Genomic DNA, 16,221 nt, shown 5'->3' on the forward strand with positions numbered 1-16,221 from the left:
AACGGGGATATCGCCGATTTAGTCAGCAATTAACGCACTAAAATTTGAAGAAGATCTCATTACAGTAATGCAAATTTGCACACAGTTTTCATTAACTGTGATGAATGTCGAAGTGTGGATGCGGGTGAATGTTAGAATACTCACAGACCCGCAAGGTAAAATTTATACGGCACTGCCGTTGGAGAATGTTATGACCGATTTAACTGCAAGCAGCCTGCGCGCGTTGAAACTGATGGACCTGACCACCCTGAACGATGACGACACCAATGAAAAAGTCATCGCCCTGTGCCATCAGGCGAAAACGCCAGTGGGTAACACCGCCGCCGTCTGTATCTATCCGCGCTTCATCCCGATTGCCCGCAAAACGCTGAAAGAGCAGGGCACGCCGGATGTGCGCATTGCCACCGTAACTAACTTCCCGCACGGCAATGACGATATCGAGATCGCGCTGGCAGAAACCCGCGCGGCGATTGCGTACGGCGCGGACGAAGTTGACGTGGTATTCCCGTACCGCGCGCTGATCGCCGGCAACGAGCAGGTCGGTTTTGACCTGGTGAAAGCCTGTAAAGACGCGTGTGCGGCGGCAAACGTGCTGCTTAAAGTGATCATCGAAACCGGCGAGCTGAAAGAAGAGGCGCTGATTCGTAAAGCGTCTGAAATCTCTATCAAAGCGGGCGCAGATTTCATTAAAACCTCTACCGGTAAAGTGCCGGTCAACGCTACTCCGGAAAGCGCACGCATCATGATGGAAGTCATCCGTGATATGGGCGTGTCCAAAACCGTTGGCTTCAAACCGGCGGGCGGCGTGCGTACCGCGGAAGACGCGCAGCAGTTCCTGGCGATTGCCGACGAGCTGTTCGGCGCCGACTGGGCTGATTCCCGCCACTACCGCTTCGGCGCGTCCAGCCTGCTGGCCAGCCTGCTGAAAGCGCTGGGTCACGGTGACGGTAAGAGCGCAAGCAGCTACTAAGTTGAATTGCCGGGTGGCGCTACGCTAACCCGGCCTACAGGATCGTAGGGCGGGTCAACATATCCGCCGCCATTCACCCGATTCCGCATGGAGGTTACCGTGTTTCTCGCACAAGAAATTATTCGTAAAAAACGTGATGGTCATCCATTAAGCGACGAAGAAATCCGCTTTTTTATCAATGGCATTCGTGATAACACCATCTCTGAAGGGCAGATTGCGGCTCTGGCGATGACCATTTTCTTCCACGATATGTCGATGCCTGAGCGCGTGTCGCTGACCATGGCGATGCGAGATTCAGGAACCGTTCTGGACTGGAAAAGCCTCAACCTCAACGGCCCGATTGTGGACAAACACTCCACCGGCGGCGTGGGCGACGTGACCTCCCTGATGCTTGGCCCGATGGTGGCAGCCTGTGGCGGTTACATCCCGATGATTTCCGGGCGCGGCCTGGGTCATACCGGCGGTACGCTCGACAAACTGGAAGCCATTCCGGGCTTCGATATCTTCCCGGATGACAACCGCTTCCGCGACATTATTAAAGACGTTGGCGTGGCGATTATCGGCCAGACCAGCTCTCTTGCTCCGGCTGACAAGCGTTTCTACGCGACGCGTGACATTACCGCGACCGTAGACTCCATCCCGCTGATCACCGCCTCTATCCTTGCCAAAAAACTGGCGGAAGGTCTGGATGCGCTGGTGATGGATGTGAAAGTGGGCAGCGGCGCGTTTATGCCAACCTATGAACTCTCTGAGGCGCTGGCCGAAGCGATCGTTGGCGTCTCCAACGGCGCGGGCGTGCGCACCACTGCACTGCTGACGGACATGAACCAGGTGCTAGCCTCCAGCGCCGGTAACGCGGTTGAAGTCCGTGAGGCCGTGCAGTTCCTCACAGGCGAATACCGTAACCCGCGCCTGTTCGATGTCACCATGGCGCTGTGCGTTGAGATGTTAATCTCCGGCAAGTTGGCCAAAGACGACGCGGAAGCCCGCGCGAAGCTTCAGGCGGTGCTGGACAACGGCAAAGCGGCGGAGATCTTTGGTCGGATGGTGGCGGCGCAGAAAGGCCCGACCGACTTCGTGGAAAACTACGCGAAATACCTGCCCACCGCGATGCTCAGCAAAGCGGTCTATGCGGACAGCGAAGGCTTTGTCTCGGCTATGGATACCCGCGCGCTCGGCATGGCTGTTGTGTCTATGGGCGGCGGTCGTCGTCAGGCATCGGACACCATTGATTACAGCGTCGGCTTTACCGATATGGCCCGTCTGGGCGACAGCGTTGACGGCCAACGTCCGCTGGCGGTGATCCACGCGAAAGATGAAGCCAGCTGGCAGGACGCGGCGAAAGCGGTGAAGGCGGCAATATCTCTTGACGATAAAGCACCGGAAACCACACCGACGGTCTATCGTCGTATCACTGAATAGCGGTATACTGATCTGATCGCATTTTTATGAAGCACTAAGTACGGAGAACAATTATGAAACGTGCATTTATTATGGTGCTGGACTCATTCGGCATCGGCGCAACCGAAGATGCAGAACGATTTGGTGACGTGGGTTCCGATACCCTGGGTCACATCGCGGAAGCCTGTGCAAAAGGCGAAGCGGACAACGGTCGTAAAGGCCCTCTGAATCTGCCAAACCTGACCCGTCTGGGGCTGGTAAAAGCGCATGAAGGCTCTACCGGTAAGATCGCAGCCGGTATGGACGGTAACGCGGAAGTGGTGGGCGCCTACGCGTGGGCGCACGAGCTCTCTTCCGGGAAAGATACTCCGTCTGGTCACTGGGAAATCGCCGGCGTGCCGGTGCTGTTTGACTGGGGCTACTTCTCCGATCACGAGAACAGCTTCCCGCAGGAGCTGCTCGATAAGCTGGTGAAGCGCGCCAACCTGCCGGGCTACCTCGGCAACTGCCACTCTTCCGGTACCGTGATTCTGGATCAGCTCGGCGAAGAGCATATGAAAACCGGCAAGCCGATTTTCTATACCTCTGCTGACTCCGTGTTCCAGATCGCCTGCCATGAAGAGACGTTTGGCCTGGATAAACTGTACGAGCTGTGCGAGATCGCCCGTGAAGAGCTGACCGAAGGCGGCTACAACATTGGCCGCGTTATCGCGCGTCCGTTTATCGGCGACAAAGCGGGTAACTTCCAGCGTACCGGCAACCGTCACGATCTGGCCGTGGAGCCACCGGCGCCGACCGTGCTGCAAAAACTCGTCGACGAGAAAGACGGCCACGTGGTTTCCGTGGGTAAAATCGCGGACATTTACGCCAACTGCGGCATTACCAAAAAGGTCAAAGCGACCGGTCTGGATGCGCTGTTCGACGCCACCATCAAAGAGATGAAAGAAGCGGGCGATAAGACCATTGTCTTCACCAACTTCGTGGACTTCGACTCCTCCTGGGGCCACCGTCGCGACGTCGCCGGTTATGCTGCGGGTCTGGAGCTGTTTGACCGCCGTCTGCCAGAGCTGATGGAGCTGGTGGGGGAAGATGACATTCTGATCCTGACCGCTGACCATGGCTGTGACCCGACCTGGACCGGTACCGACCACACCCGTGAGCACATTCCGGTGCTGGTGTATGGCCCGAAAGTGAAGCCGGGCTCGCTCGGTCACCGTGAAACCTTCGCGGACATCGGCCAGACTATCGCGAAATATTTTGGTACGTCTGACATGGAATATGGCAAGGCTATGTTCTAAGCGGATTGGGTGCGGCCTGATGCCCTCACCCCGGCCCTCTCCCACAGGGAGAGGGAGAACAGAATGTAGGCCGGGTAAGGCGTAGCCGCCACCCGGCAAAAACAACAATGTAAAAGGAACTGAAGATGGCAACTCCTCACATTAATGCAGAAATGGGTGATTTCGCTGACGTCGTATTGATGCCGGGCGACCCGCTGCGCGCGAAGCACATTGCAGAAACCTTCCTCGAAGACGTGCGTGAAGTGAACAACGTGCGCGGCATGCTGGGCTTCACCGGCACCTATAAAGGCCGCAAAATCTCCGTGATGGGTCACGGCATGGGTATCCCATCCTGCTCCATCTACACCAAAGAGCTGATCACCGATTTCGGCGTGAAGAAAATCATCCGTGTCGGCTCCTGCGGCGCAGTGCGCATGGACGTTAAGCTGCGTGACGTGGTGATCGGCATGGGCGCGTGCACCGACTCTAAAGTCAACCGCATTCGCTTTAAAGATCATGACTTTGCGGCCATCGCTGACTTTGACATGGTGCGTAACGCAGTTGACGCGGCAAAAGCGCTGGGCGTTGACGCGCGCGTGGGCAACCTGTTCTCTGCCGATCTGTTCTACTCGCCAGAAGGCGACATGTTCGACGTGATGGAAAAATACGGCATTCTGGGCGTGGAAATGGAAGCGGCCGGTATCTACGGCGTGGCGGCTGAATTCGGTGCGAAAGCGCTGACCATCTGCACCGTGTCTGACCACATCCGTACCCACGAGCAGACTACCGCTGCCGAGCGTCAGACCACCTTCAACGACATGATCAAAATCGCGCTGGAATCCGTTCTGCTCGGCGATAAAGAGTAATACCTGTTGTGCCGGGTGGCGGCTTCGCCTGACCCGGCCAGCGGTTTTCCAGGCCCGCTAAGCAGAGCGCCAGCGGGCTTTTTTATTAGCGTACTGCCTGCGCAATCCACGCCGATAACTCCCGCAACTCTTGTTCCTGTTCCGGAAAATCAACACGTAACGCGTCACACTCCTGTTGCAGCATATCTGCCCGATAGAGACAGCCCTGCAAACGTGCAGCCAGCGCTTCTAACGGTGCCGGATTAAGACTATCCGTAAATACCTGGGTACGAGAGATATGGCCTTTCTCGACGTCAAAGTGCAGCTCAACGCCGCCCCAGGTAAATCGCTCATCCAGCAGGTGTGAAAACGCCGGTGCCTGACCGAAATTCCACTCCCAGCTGCTCTGGCGGGCGAAGGTTTCCGCGAAGTTTGGCAGATCCGGGGTTTTATCCGGAGAAATCACCTCGGCTTCTACGCGTTCACCGTAATGCCTGAAAAAGGCCTCGCGGATCGCATCGCAAATGCGTTCATGGGTAATCCCCGGCAGGAGCTCCACCAGATTCGCCACGCGACCGCGCACGGAGGTAATGCCTTTGGCCTGGAGCTTTTTCTTGTCCGGGTTCAGATAGTTTGCCAGACGGCTCAGATCGGCATTCAGCAATAATGTGCCGTGGTGGAATCCGCGATCCATCGTTTCGCGGTAGGCTGAGCCTGACACTTTCCGGTCGCCTTCAGGCGTTTTCACGACCAGATCGTTACGTCCCGAGGCTTCAGCCGTCACGCCGAGTGAATTGAGCGCGTTAAGCACAATGGAGGTCGAGATGGTTTTGTCGTATTCCGGCTTGCCCGCCATAAAGGTAAAGCAGGTGTTGCCCAGATCGTGAAACACCGCACCGCCGCCGCTGCTGCGGCGCGCCAGGCGGACGTTGTCCTCTTCCATACGGCGGGTGTTACACTCTTTCCACGGATTTTGCGCGCGACCAATAACGACCGTATCGGCGTTGCGCCAGAGAAACAGGACGCGCTGGGTGGCAGGCATCTGGCGGAAGATGCACTCTTCCACCGCCAGGTTAAACCAGGGATCGTAAGAGTCAGAGATTAGCAGGCGTAACGTCGACATGGCAGAGTTCCTTTTCCGAATCATCCGCCTACTTTATCACTATTCTTTCTTCTCGCTCTCTTCCTCTTCGGGAACCGACTTGCTGGCGGTTAACAGGAACGGCGACTGCTGCCAGCGGGTGCGCTTGCCCTGGAGCAGCGTGCGCGCCAGTACCACGCCAATCGCCAGCGAGAGCAGCAGCATCAGGCGCAAAATATTGGTGGTGTTATCCACCTGTTTGGCTTCGGTTGGCAGGGTGTGGGTGTCGAGTGTCAGACGTAAATAGCCGAGCGGACCATTCTTGCCCTGAATGGGTTCGACGATTTGTTGGTTGAAATAACCACCGGCTTTTTTGCCATCCAGCGCCAGCCTGTCGCGCACGTCGACATGCTCACCCGCGCGGGCAATCAGGTCGCCCTGTTCATCGTACACGCCCGCATCCAGAATGCGGCTGTTTTCCGTAAGCTGGCGCAATACCTGGGCTATTCGCTTATCATCCGGCGTTTCGGTGCGCATAGACGGCGCAACGTTGAGCGTCACCTGGCGCGCCAGCGTCCGGGCCAGCTCCTCAAACTGCGGGTTACGCTGTCGTTGGTGATTCTGGCTAAACCAGGATGCCCCCTGCATCAGCGCCACTAATAGTGCGAGACAGATCAGGACAATCACGGCGCGATGAAGCCGGAATTTCAGTTTTGCGCGAGCCATATTCCACCTGCTTAAAATTTACGGCTTAATGTTGCCAGAAGTGATGGTTACAGGGTAGCCTCATGCGTTATTTTCCCTCTGGAACCTTCCGGCGCGAACGAAATTACAGGAGCTTCAATGCCGAACATTACCTGGTGCGACCTGCCAACGGATGTCTCTTTATGGCCAGGATTGCCGCTCTCTTTAAGTGGCGATGAGGTGATGCCTCTCGATTACCACGCTGGCCGTAGCGGCTGGCTGCTGTACGGACGCGGCCTGGATAAGCAACGCCTCACCCAATATCAAACCAAACTGGGCGCAGCGATGGTCATCGTTGCGGCCTGGTGCGTGGAAGATTATCAGGTTATTCGCCTGGCGGGTTCCCTGACGCAGCGCGCCACGCGTCTGGCGCACGACGCCGGGCTGGACGTTGCCCCCCTCGGCAAAATTCCGCACCTGAAAACGCCCGGCCTGCTGGTAATGGACATGGACTCCACCGCCATTCAGATCGAATGTATTGACGAGATTGCTAAACTGGCGGGCAGCGGCGAGCTGGTGGCGGAAGTCACCGAGCGCGCGATGCGCGGCGAGCTGGATTTCACCGCCAGCCTGAGACAGCGCGTGGCGACCCTGAAGGGGGCCGATGCTAACATTTTGCGTCAGGTGCGCGACGAGCTGCCGCTGATGCCGGGGCTGACGCAGCTGGTGCTCAAGCTGGAGACGCTCGGCTGGAAAGTGGCGATTGCCTCCGGCGGGTTCACCTTCTTCGCCGATTACCTGCGTGACAAGCTGCGTCTGACCACCGTGGTGGCAAACGAGCTGGAGATCATGGACGGCAAACTCACCGGACAGGTCATCGGCGACATCGTGGACGCGCAGTACAAAGCCAATACACTGACGCGTCTGGCGGAGAAATATGCCATTCCGGTCGAGCAGACCGTCGCCATCGGCGATGGCGCGAACGATCTGCCGATGATCAAAGTTGCCGGGCTGGGTATCGCCTACCATGCCAAGCCAAAAGTAAATGAAAAGACGGAAGTCACTATCCGTCATGCTGATCTGATGGGGGTGTTCTGTATTCTCTCCGGCAGCATTAATCAAAAATAGCGGCCTGCTTTTGTAAGCCGGGTAAGCGTCAGCGCCACCCGGCGCGCAGACCGCACAGAAATAACGAGGTAAACCGTGGCGAAAGCTCCAAAACGCGCATTTGTCTGCAATGAATGTGGTGCGGATTATCCGCGCTGGCAGGGGCAATGCAGCGCCTGTCATGCCTGGAACACCATCACCGAAGTGCGTGGTGTGGCGGCTTCGCCGAGCGTGGCCCGCAATGAACGGCTGAGTGGCTATGCGGGCAATGCAGGCGTGTCGAAGGTACAAAAACTTTCGGATATCAGTCTGGAAGCACTGCCGCGCTTTTCCACCGGATTCAAAGAATTTGACCGCGTGCTCGGCGGTGGCGTAGTGCCGGGCAGCGCCATTCTGATCGGCGGTAACCCGGGCGCGGGTAAATCGACCCTGCTGCTGCAAACGCTCTGCAAGCTCGCCGAACAGATGAAAACCCTGTACGTCACGGGGGAAGAGTCACTCCAGCAGGTGGCGATGCGCGCGCACCGCCTCGGCCTGCCCACCGGCAATCTGAATATGCTGTCGGAAACCAGCATCGAGCAGATCTGCATGATCGCCGAAGAAGAGCAGCCGAAGCTGATGGTGATTGACTCCATTCAGGTGATGCATATGGCTGACATTCAGTCGTCACCGGGAAGCGTGGCGCAGGTGCGTGAAACCGCGGCCTACCTGACGCGCTTTGCCAAAACGCGCGGCGTGGCGATTGTGATGGTTGGTCATGTGACCAAAGACGGCTCGCTGGCGGGACCGAAAGTGCTTGAACACTGTATCGACTGCTCGGTGATGCTCGATGGCGATGCGGATTCCCGTTTTCGTACCCTGCGCAGCCATAAAAACCGCTTTGGCGCGGTGAATGAGCTGGGCGTGTTTGCCATGACCGAGCAGGGGCTTCGCGAAGTCAGCAACCCGTCGGCCATCTTCCTGAGCCGTGGCGACGAGATCACGTCCGGTAGTTCGGTGATGGTGCTGTGGGAGGGGACGCGTCCGCTGCTGGTTGAAATTCAGGCGCTGGTGGATCAATCGATGATGGGCAACCCGCGGCGCGTGGCGGTCGGTCTGGAACAGAACCGCCTGGCGATCCTGCTGGCGGTGCTGCACCGTCACGGCGGTCTGCAAATGGCGGATCAGGATGTGTTCGTCAACGTGGTTGGTGGGGTGAAGGTTACGGAAACCAGCGCGGACCTGGCGCTGCTGCTGGCAATGGTCTCCAGCCTGCGCGACAGACCGTTACCGCAGGATCTGGTGGTATTTGGTGAGGTAGGGTTGGCCGGCGAGATCCGCCCGGTGCCGAGCGGTCAGGAGCGTATCTCCGAAGCGGCAAAACATGGCTTCCGCCGCGCGATTGTTCCGGCCGCCAACGTGCCGAAAAAAATTCCGGAAGGGATGCAGGTTTTTGGCGTTAAAAAACTTGCAGATGCGTTAAATGTCTTTGACGACTTATAATTACGTATTCGATTTTGCAGGAGGCACCGTAATTTATGTCATCATTTGACTACATCAAGACCGCTATCCGCCAGAAGGGCTGCACGTTGCAGCAGGTGGCGGACGCCAGCGGCATGACCAAGGGCTACCTGAGCCAACTGCTGAACGCCAAAATCAAAAGCCCCAGCGCGCAGAAGCTGGAAGCGCTGCACCGTTTTCTGGGGCTTGAATTTCCGCGGATGCAAAAGAACATTGGCGTGGTGTTCGGTAAGTTCTACCCGCTGCATACCGGGCATATCTATCTGATCCAGCGCGCCTGTAGCCAGGTCGACGAACTGCATATCATCATGGGTTATGATGAAACCCGCGATCGCCAGCTGTTTGAAGACAGCGCCATGTCGCAGCAGCCCACCGTGCCGGACCGCCTGCGCTGGCTGCTTCAGACCTTTAAATATCAGAAAAATATTCGTATTCATGCCTTTAACGAAGAGGGCATGGAGCCGTATCCGCACGGCTGGGACGTGTGGAGCAACGGCATCAAAGCGTTTATGGAAGAGAAGGGCATTGCGCCTAACTGGATCTACACCTCTGAAGAGTCCGACGCGCCGCAGTTCCGCGAGCATCTGGGCATCGAGACGGTGCTGATCGATCCTAAACGCACCTTCATGAACATCAGCGGGGCGCAGATCCGCGAGAACCCGTTCCGTTACTGGGACTACATCCCGACCGAGGTGAAGCCGTTCTTCGTGCGTACGGTGGCGATCCTCGGCGGCGAGTCGAGCGGGAAATCGACGCTGGTAAATAAGCTGGCTAACATCTTCAATACCACCAGTGCGTGGGAGTATGGCCGCGATTACGTCTTCTCACACCTTGGCGGCGACGAGATGGCGTTGCAGTATTCCGACTACGATAAAATCGCGCTCGGTCATGCCCAGTACATTGATTTTGCGGTGAAATACGCCAATAAAGTCGCCTTTATTGATACCGATTTCGTCACCACGCAGGCGTTCTGCAAAAAGTACGAAGGGCGCGAGCACCCGTTTGTGCAGGCGCTGATTGACGAATACCGCTTTGACCTGGTGATCCTGCTGGAAAACAACACCCCGTGGGTGGCCGACGGCATGCGCAGCCTGGGCAGCTCGGTGGACAGGCGGGAGTTCCAGACCATGCTGGTGGAGATGCTTAACGAGAACAACGTTGAGTTTGTGCATGTGGAAGAGTCGGACTACGATTCCCGCTTCCTGCGCTGCGTCGAGCTGGTGAAGGAGATGATGGGGGAGCAGGGTTAATAACTTCCCCTCTCCCACCAGGAGAGGGGGCTTTAATCGCCCTCTCCCTTTGGGAGAGGGCCGGGGTGAGGGAACCAGTCCACACTCAATACTCAACCACCACCTTCCCACGCATATGCCCCTCCAGCACCCTGCGGTGCGCTTCGGTAATGCTTTCCACGCTTAGCCCGTGCAGCGTTTCGCTGAGCGAGCTTTCCACCACGCCGTTATCCACCAGCTTCGCCACCTCATCTAAAATCTCACCCTGACGCGCCATATCCGTGGTCTGGTACATGCTACGGGTGTACATAAATTCCCAGTGCAGGGCGGCAGATTTGGACTTCAGCTTGTCCTGGTTCAGCGGATGCGCGTTTTCAACGATGGAACAAATGTCTCCCTGAGGGGCAATCAGATCGCTGACCGCATCCCAGTGCCCGTCGGTATCGTTGAGGATAAAAATGTAATCCACAAAGGTGAGCCCCTGTTTCGCCAGTTCTCCCTTCAGGTCGTGGTAATTTACAACAATGTCAGCCCCGCGATCGCGACACCACCGGGCGGAATCTTCTCGTGAAGCGGTTGCGACGATCTTCACCTTGCTGTTGTGCTTCGCAAACGGGATCGCCAGCGATCCGACTCCACCCGCGCCGCCAATTATCAGCAGCGTTTTATCTGCGTCGGCATCCTGAATCTTCAGCCGTTCAAACAGGCCTTCCCACGCGGTGAGCGCCGTCAGCGGCAATGCAGCCGCGGCGGCCCAGTCAAGGCTTGCAGGCTTGTGCCCGACAATGCGCGCATCGATCAGCTGGTGCGTGGTATTACTGCCCGGACGGGTGATATCCCCCGCGTACCACACTTCGTCACCCGGTTTGAATCCGGTGACGCCAGCCCCAACGGCTTGTACGATACCGCTGGCATCCCACCCGAGAATGCGCGGCTCCTTCAGTCCGCTTTTGGCAATGCCTGCATGTACCTTGGTGTCCACCGGGTTTACGGAGACGGCTTTTACCTCCACCAGCAGATCGTGTTCACCGGGCTGCGGCATCGGCGGAGTGATTTCAACGAAGGTGGACGGATTTTCCGGGTTAACGGCAATGGCTTTCACTGACATGGTGTGCTCCTCAATGGCATGCGTTTTGTTGAGGCTAGTCTATTAAGTGGTCAGCTGCATGATAAGATGGACAATCCAGAACTCAGCGTTCGTACAGGGTGAACAATCATGTTTAAACAGCTTCAGGATATGGCGCTGTTTGCGCTGGTGGCCGAGATGGGCAGCTTTACCGCGGCGGCGCAGAAGGCGGAACTGCCGAAATCCAGCGTCAGCCAGCGGATTAGCCAGCTGGAGCAGCAGGTGGGGATCCGTCTGTTGAATCGCACCACGCGCAGGATCAGCCTGACGTTTGCAGGCGAGCACTATCTGGTGCACTGTCGCGAGATGCTGGCGGCCAGCGAGCGCGCGGAGTATGCCATTCAGCGGCTGCGCGAAAACCCCAGCGGGCGGCTGCGGATCACCTGTCCGGCGGGAATTGGCGCGACGCTGCTGGCGCATATGAATGCCGAGTTCCAGCTTCGCTATCCGGACGTGTCGCTGGATGTGTCGATCTCAGACGACGTGGTGGATCTGGTCGAGTCTGGCTTTGACGTGGCGCTGCGCACCGGCAAACCGCAGGATTCTTCCCTGATTGGCCGCATGATTGGGCACTGTCCGCGCTACATGCTGGCCTCGCCCCACTACCTGGCGCGTCGGGCGCCGTTAATCCATCCCCGACAGCTGGTGGAGCACCGCTGCATTACGCACCGGGCATGGTCGGAGTGGCTTTTGCGAAGCGAGAATGAGGATTACCGCTACCTGCCGGATAACGCCCACATGACGGATAACCTGGTGTACGCCCGGGAATGCGCCATTGCCGGGGCGGGGATCACGCTGTTACCCGCATTCCTGCTGGAAGATAAGATCGAAAAGGGCGCGCTGGTGAAGGTGCTGTCGGCGTGGAGCGTTGAGGGAAACGATCTGTGGCTGGCCTACCCGAGCCGTAAGCTCAATTCGCCTGCGCTGATGAGCTATATCGACTTTGCGATGCAGTTTGATGAGGTGAAGCGGTATTACGTGGGCAAATAAAAAAGCCGGGTGGCGGCTTCGCCTTACCCGGCCTACACACTGTGCGGCCTGATGCCCTCACCCTGGCCCTCTCCCACGGGGAGAGGGTACAAACATAAAAAACGGCAACCGAAGTTGCCGTTTTGCTTTTATTTCGCAATACGCTTGTACTTAATACGCTTCGGCTCCAGCGCGTCTGCGCCCAGCGTGCGTTTCTTGTACTCTTCGTATTCGGTGAAGTTACCTTCGAAGAACTCCACTTTACCTTCGTCCTGGTAGTCCAGGATGTGGGTTGCGATACGGTCCAGGAACCAGCGGTCGTGCGAGATAACCATCGCGCAGCCCGGGAACTCCAGCAGGGCGTTTTCCAGCGCGCGCAGGGTTTCGATGTCCAGGTCGTTGGTAGGTTCATCAAGCAGCAGAACGTTGCCGCCAACCTGGAGCAGCTTCGCCAGGTGCAGACGACCGCGCTCACCGCCGGACAGCTCGCCCACGCGTTTGCCCTGGTCAGTGCCCTTAAAGTTAAAGCGGCCAACGTAAGCGCGGCTTGGCATCTCGGTGTTGCCGATACGCATGATATCCAGACCGCCGGAAACCTCTTCCCACACGGTTTTGCTGTTATCCATTGCGTCGCGGAACTGGTCCACGGAAGCCAGCTTCACGGTTTCACCCAGGGTGATAGAGCCGCTGTCAGGCTGTTCCTGACCGGACATCATGCGGAACAGGGTCGATTTACCTGCGCCGTTCGGACCGATGATGCCAACGATAGCGCCTTTCGGCACGGAGAAGGTCAGGTCGTCGATCAGCAGACGGTCGCCGTAGGACTTACGCAGGTTGGTCACTTCAACCACTTTATCCCCCAGACGTGCGCCAGGTGGAATAAACAGTTCGTTGGTTTCGTTACGTTTCTGGTATTCAGTGTTGTTCAGCTCTTCGAAGCGTGCCAGACGGGCTTTGCCCTTAGACTGACGGCCTTTCGCGCCCTGACGCACCCACTCCAGCTCTTTCTCAATAGACTTACGACGAGCCGCTTCCTGAGAAGCTTCCTGCGCCAGACGCTGATCTTTCTGCTCCAGCCAGGAGGAGTAGTTGCCTTCCCAAGGAATACCTTCGCCGCGGTCCAGCTCCAGGATCCAGCCTGCGACGTTGTCGAGGAAGTAACGGTCGTGGGTAATCGCCACAACGGTGCCTTCGAAGTCGTGCAGGAAGCGCTCCAGCCACGCCACGGATTCCGCATCCAGGTGGTTAGTCGGTTCGTCGAGCAGCAGCATGTCTGGTTTTTCCAGCAGCAGGCGGCACAGCGCCACGCGGCGGCGTTCACCACCGGACAGGTTAGCGATTTTCGCATCCCAGTCCGGCAGACGCAGGGCATCGGCCGCGCGCTCCAGCTGCACGTTCAGGTTGTGACCGTCGTGCGCCTGGATAATCTCTTCATACTTGCCCTGTTGTGCAGCAAGTTTGTCGAAGTCCGCATCCGGTTCGGCGTATTTGGCATACACTTCATCCAGACCTTTCAGCGCGTTAACCACCTCGGATACCGCTTCTTCAACGGATTCACGCACGGTGTGTTCCGGGTTCAGCTGGGGTTCCTGCGGCAGGTAGCCGATCTTAATGCCAGGCTGCGGACGGGCTTCACCTTCGATGTCTGTATCGATGCCGGCCATGATGCGCAGCAGGGTGGACTTACCGGCACCGTTGAGACCCAGAACACCGATTTTTGCGCCCGGGAAGAAGCTCAGCGAGATATTTTTAAGAATATGACGTTTCGGCGGGACAACTTTGCCGACACGATGCATGGTATAAACGAATTGAGCCACGTTGGACTTCGCCTCTTTTATCGTGATGAGAATGAATTTCAGCCTCGAAGTGTAGCCTTTTTCACGCCCTAATCCCAGCCAGGAACGTCGGGAGTGTTAAAACGCGCAAGAAAGGTAAAAAAGTGTCCATGACGTGGCGCGTTGTGGGATGCCTGGTTAGCATAAGTTGATGTAACTTTGACGTGGCAAGACGCTGCAACTGACGAAAAACAATGAGGAAGAGCTTGTGGAAAAAGCCAAACGGGTGGTCTGGCGTCTGCTGGCTGCCAGCGTATGCGTAATGGCGGTAAGCCAGGCGGTGCATGCCGATTCACTGGATGAACAACGTAACCGCTATGCCCAGATTAAACAGGCATGGGACAACAAGCAGATGGATACCGTGCAGGCGCTGATGCCGATGCTGAAGGATTATCCGCTGTATCCGTATCTTGAGTATCGTCAGATCACGGACGATCTCATGAATCAACCGACCGTCACCGTGAATAACTTCATTCAGGCGAACCCGACCCTGCCGCCTGCGCGCACCCTGAAGTCCCGGTTTGTGAACGAGCTGGCCCGTCGCGAAGACTGGCGCGGCCTGCTGGCTTTCAGCCCGGATAAACCGGGCGCGACGGAAGCGCAGTGTAATTACTATTATGCGAAATGGGCGACCGGTCAGCAGGAGGAAGCCTGGACCGGCGCGAAAGAGCTGTGGCTGACGGGCAAAAGCCAGCCAAACGCCTGTGACCCGCTGTTCAGCGCCTGGCGCGCCTCGGGCAAGCAGGATCCGCTCTCTTACCTGGAACGTATTCGCCTGGCGATGAAGGCCGGAAACACCCGGCTGGTCACCGTGCTGGCGGGCCAGATGCCCGCAGATTATCAGACCATTGCGTCTGCCGTTATCAGTCTTGCAAACGATCCCAATACCGTGCTGACGTTTGCGCGTACTACCGGCGCGACCGATTTTACCCGCCAGATGGCGGCGGTGGCCTTTGCCAGCGTGGCGCGTGATGATGTGGAAAACGCCCGGCTGATGATCCCGCAGCTGGTGCAGGCCCAGCAGCTTAATGACGATCAAACTCAGGAGCTGCGCGATATCGTGGCATGGCGACTGATGGGGACAGATGTCACCGACGAACAGGCGCGCTGGCGTGATGATGCGGTGATGCGTTCAAACTCTGTCTCGCTGGTGGAGCGTCGCGTGCGCATGGCGCTGGGAACGGGCGATCGTCGTGGCCTCAATACCTGGCTGGCGCGTCTGCCGATGGATGCCAAAGAGAAAGATGAATGGCGTTACTGGCAGGCGGACATGCTGCTGGAACGTGGTCGTGAAGATGAAGCCAAAGAGATCCTCCACTCCCTGATGCAACAGCGCGGATTCTACCCGATGGCGGCGGCGCAGCGGCTGGGCGAGGAGTACACGCTTAAGATCGACAAAGCGCCCGCCAACGCGAACCCGGCGCTGACGCAGGGGCCGGAGATGGCGCGCGTGCGCGAGCTGATGTACTGGAATCTGGATAATACCGCGCGCAGCGAGTGGGCGAATCTGGTCACCAGCCGTACCACCGATGAGAAAGCGCAGCTTGCCCGCTATGCATTTGATAATCGCTGGTGGGATCTGAGCGTGCAGGCGACGATCGCCGGCAAACTGTGGGATCATCTCGAAGAGCGTTTCCCGCTGGCTTATAAGGATCTGTTCGATCGCTACACCAGCGGCAAAGATATTCCGCAAAGCTACGCGATGGCCATTGCCCGTCAGGAGAGCGCCTGGAACCCGAAAGTGCGTTCTCCGGTGGGTGCCAGCGGCCTGATGCAGATTATGCCGGGTACCGCGACGCACACGGTGAAGATGTTTAATATTCCAGGCTACAGCAGCCCGTCCCAGCTGCTGGATCCGGAGACTAACATCAACATCGGTACCAGCTACTTGCAGTACGTCTATCAGCAGTTCGGTAATAACCGTATCTTCGCGTCAGCGGCGTACAACGCCGGGCCTGGCCGCGTGCGGACATGGCTTGGCAACAGCGCAGGGCGCATCGACGCCGTGGCGTTTGTCGAGAGCATTCCGTTCTCGGAAACGCGCGGCTATGTGAAGAATGTGCTGGCTTATGACGCCTACTATCGCTACTTCATGGGGCAGAAAGATACCCTGATGAGCGATGCCGAGTGGCAGAGACGTTACTGATCGGCGCGGGTTGTGTTATGCTGTACTCGCTAATGAGTACAAGAGGCAGCA

General features: G+C 57.6%; 13 protein-coding genes. 9 read left to right on the forward strand and 4 right to left on the reverse strand.

Annotated elements, in window-relative coordinates:
• Positions 1-190: 190 nt before the first annotated feature.
• The 4 genes from deoC (at position 191) to deoD (ending at position 4,514) form a co-directional block, all read left to right on the forward strand.
• Complete coding sequence (deoC, locus tag L379_RS19310) at positions 191-970, forward strand: deoxyribose-phosphate aldolase (protein WP_003856543.1); 780 nt, start codon at positions 191-193, stop codon at positions 968-970.
• 99 nt (positions 971-1,069) lie between these two features.
• Positions 1,070-2,392: a thymidine phosphorylase gene (deoA, locus tag L379_RS19305; RefSeq protein WP_032652511.1), complete on the forward strand. Its 1,323-nt coding sequence runs from the start codon at positions 1,070-1,072 to the stop codon at positions 2,390-2,392.
• 53 nt (positions 2,393-2,445) lie between these two features.
• The gene (gene deoB / locus L379_RS19300) at positions 2,446-3,669 is read left to right on the forward strand and encodes a phosphopentomutase (RefSeq protein ID WP_003856540.1); all 1,224 of its coding nucleotides are present in this window, start codon (positions 2,446-2,448) and stop codon (positions 3,667-3,669) included.
• Between the two features lie 125 nt (positions 3,670-3,794).
• Positions 3,795-4,514 (forward strand): purine-nucleoside phosphorylase, encoded by a 720-nt coding sequence (gene deoD / locus L379_RS19295; protein WP_003856538.1) that lies wholly within the window; start codon positions 3,795-3,797, stop codon positions 4,512-4,514.
• 85 nt (positions 4,515-4,599) lie between these two features.
• Here deoD and lplA read toward each other — a convergent pair whose 3' ends face one another.
• Complete coding sequence (gene lplA / locus L379_RS19290; RefSeq protein WP_015572614.1) at positions 4,600-5,616, reverse strand: lipoate--protein ligase LplA; 1,017 nt, start codon at positions 5,614-5,616, stop codon at positions 4,600-4,602.
• A 39-nt stretch (positions 5,617-5,655) separates the two neighbouring features.
• Positions 5,656-6,300 (reverse strand): YtjB family periplasmic protein, encoded by a 645-nt coding sequence (locus tag L379_RS19285; RefSeq protein WP_015572615.1) that lies wholly within the window; start codon positions 6,298-6,300, stop codon positions 5,656-5,658.
• Positions 6,301-6,417: 117 nt separating this feature from the next.
• Here L379_RS19285 and serB point away from each other — a divergent pair, with 117 nt between their 5' ends.
• The 3 genes from serB (at position 6,418) to nadR (ending at position 10,115) form a co-directional block, all read left to right on the forward strand.
• Positions 6,418-7,386: a phosphoserine phosphatase gene (gene serB, locus L379_RS19280; protein WP_003856524.1), complete on the forward strand. Its 969-nt coding sequence runs from the start codon at positions 6,418-6,420 to the stop codon at positions 7,384-7,386.
• Positions 7,387-7,461: 75 nt separating this feature from the next.
• Positions 7,462-8,847 carry a DNA repair protein RadA gene (gene radA / locus L379_RS19275; protein WP_017383829.1) on the forward strand — a complete coding sequence of 462 codons (1,386 nt, stop codon included), beginning with the start codon at positions 7,462-7,464 and terminating at the stop codon, positions 8,845-8,847.
• Positions 8,848-8,882: 35 nt separating this feature from the next.
• Positions 8,883-10,115 (forward strand): multifunctional transcriptional regulator/nicotinamide-nucleotide adenylyltransferase/ribosylnicotinamide kinase NadR, encoded by a 1,233-nt coding sequence (nadR, locus tag L379_RS19270; RefSeq protein WP_015572616.1) that lies wholly within the window; start codon positions 8,883-8,885, stop codon positions 10,113-10,115.
• A gap of 85 nt (positions 10,116-10,200) precedes the next feature.
• Here the strand turns inward: nadR and L379_RS19265 are convergent, their stop codons facing one another.
• Positions 10,201-11,202 carry a zinc-binding alcohol dehydrogenase family protein gene (locus L379_RS19265; RefSeq protein WP_032652513.1) on the reverse strand — a complete coding sequence of 334 codons (1,002 nt, stop codon included), beginning with the start codon at positions 11,200-11,202 and terminating at the stop codon, positions 10,201-10,203.
• A 108-nt stretch (positions 11,203-11,310) separates the two neighbouring features.
• Here L379_RS19265 and L379_RS19260 point away from each other — a divergent pair, with 108 nt between their 5' ends.
• The gene (locus L379_RS19260; protein ID WP_032652514.1) at positions 11,311-12,210 is read left to right on the forward strand and encodes a LysR family transcriptional regulator; all 900 of its coding nucleotides are present in this window, start codon (positions 11,311-11,313) and stop codon (positions 12,208-12,210) included.
• Between the two features lie 128 nt (positions 12,211-12,338).
• Here L379_RS19260 and ettA read toward each other — a convergent pair whose 3' ends face one another.
• A complete protein-coding gene (gene ettA, locus L379_RS19255; RefSeq protein ID WP_006810191.1) occupies positions 12,339-14,006 on the reverse strand; it encodes an energy-dependent translational throttle protein EttA in 1,668 nt (555 codons plus the stop codon).
• Positions 14,007-14,232: 226 nt separating this feature from the next.
• On the opposite strand from ettA, the gene sltY reads away from it, so the two are divergent.
• Positions 14,233-16,170, forward strand: coding sequence for a murein transglycosylase (gene sltY, locus L379_RS19250; RefSeq protein WP_032652516.1), 1,938 nt, complete (start codon positions 14,233-14,235; stop codon positions 16,168-16,170).
• Positions 16,171-16,221 lie beyond the last annotated feature (51 nt).

Source organism: Enterobacter sp. MGH 33 (assembly GCF_000534535.1).
Classification (GTDB): domain Bacteria; phylum Pseudomonadota; class Gammaproteobacteria; order Enterobacterales; family Enterobacteriaceae; genus Enterobacter; species Enterobacter hormaechei_C.

Excerpts from the sequence above, each read along its gene's own strand:
- deoC (WP_003856543.1), top strand. The coding sequence starts at position 191 with ATGACCGATTTAACTGCAAGCAGCCTGCGCGCGTTGAAACTGATGGAC.
- deoB (WP_003856540.1), top strand. The coding sequence starts at position 2,446 with ATGAAACGTGCATTTATTATGGTGCTGGACTCATTCGGCATCGGCGCA.
- deoD (WP_003856538.1), top strand. The coding sequence starts at position 3,795 with ATGGCAACTCCTCACATTAATGCAGAAATGGGTGATTTCGCTGACGTC.
- lplA (WP_015572614.1), bottom strand. The coding sequence starts at position 5,616 with ATGTCGACGTTACGCCTGCTAATCTCTGACTCTTACGATCCCTGGTTT.
- L379_RS19285 (WP_015572615.1), bottom strand. The coding sequence starts at position 6,300 with ATGGCTCGCGCAAAACTGAAATTCCGGCTTCATCGCGCCGTGATTGTC.
- serB (WP_003856524.1), top strand. The coding sequence starts at position 6,418 with ATGCCGAACATTACCTGGTGCGACCTGCCAACGGATGTCTCTTTATGG.
- nadR (WP_015572616.1), top strand. The coding sequence starts at position 8,883 with ATGTCATCATTTGACTACATCAAGACCGCTATCCGCCAGAAGGGCTGC.
- L379_RS19265 (WP_032652513.1), bottom strand. The coding sequence starts at position 11,202 with ATGTCAGTGAAAGCCATTGCCGTTAACCCGGAAAATCCGTCCACCTTC.
- L379_RS19260 (WP_032652514.1), top strand. The coding sequence starts at position 11,311 with ATGTTTAAACAGCTTCAGGATATGGCGCTGTTTGCGCTGGTGGCCGAG.